The sequence below is a fragment of the uncultured Formosa sp. genome (assembly GCF_947500765.1).
In the GTDB taxonomy this organism is placed as follows: Bacteria; Bacteroidota; Bacteroidia; order Flavobacteriales; family Flavobacteriaceae; genus Formosa.
In genome coordinates this window covers 1-624 of the sequence record NZ_CANMTH010000060.1, presented here as the reverse complement: position 1 = coordinate 624, position 624 = coordinate 1, and the positions used below count along the sequence as shown (strand labels likewise).

1 protein-coding gene is annotated in these 624 nt (G+C 26.3%); it reads left to right on the top strand.

The features are described 5' to 3' along the window. Positions 1–485: hypothetical protein (locus Q1B05_RS18605; protein WP_299782970.1), on the top strand; the 485-nt coding region annotated here is incomplete at its 5' end. Between the last annotated feature and the right edge of the window lie 139 nt (positions 486–624).

The following is a 624-nucleotide window of genomic DNA, read 5'->3' as shown; positions in this document are numbered from 1 at the left end:
ACAAAACCGTTGTAGGTAATAAAAAAAACGAAATGGAATTTGAACCAGAATATATAAGTGGAATTGGTAAAGTTTTAATTTTAACTTTATTAATTTCTTTTTTACCAAATTACTTTTTGGAAAATGAAAACCCATATTTACTATTTGGAATATCAATTATTCTATTTCTAATCATTCTAAATCTGAAAAATAAAAAATGGATTAAAAGAGTGAAAATTGACTCAAAAAGAGCTGAATTTAGAATTGAATACCCAATGAATCTTATTGGAAATAAAAAAATGAATCTTTCATTCTCTGAAATTGAAAAAGCAACATATTATGAATATATGAGTAGAACACCAGCTCACTATAAAATTGAATTTAATGGCGGAAAATTACGATTTAATTGTAGTGGAAATGAATCTGAAAAAATTAGTTCTATTCTCAAAACAAATGGAATTGAAACGAACTTTTATCATCAGGAAAAAGAAGTTGGATATAGATAAAATACTACCTACAACACCATATATAATTTATTGCTAACTTTCTGCCTACTTGCGAAAATCCTCGCGGATTTTCTTTGTCAGTAATTATTTACTAAATTGGTTGCTTAAACAACGCAACAAACCATATATAAACACGTTG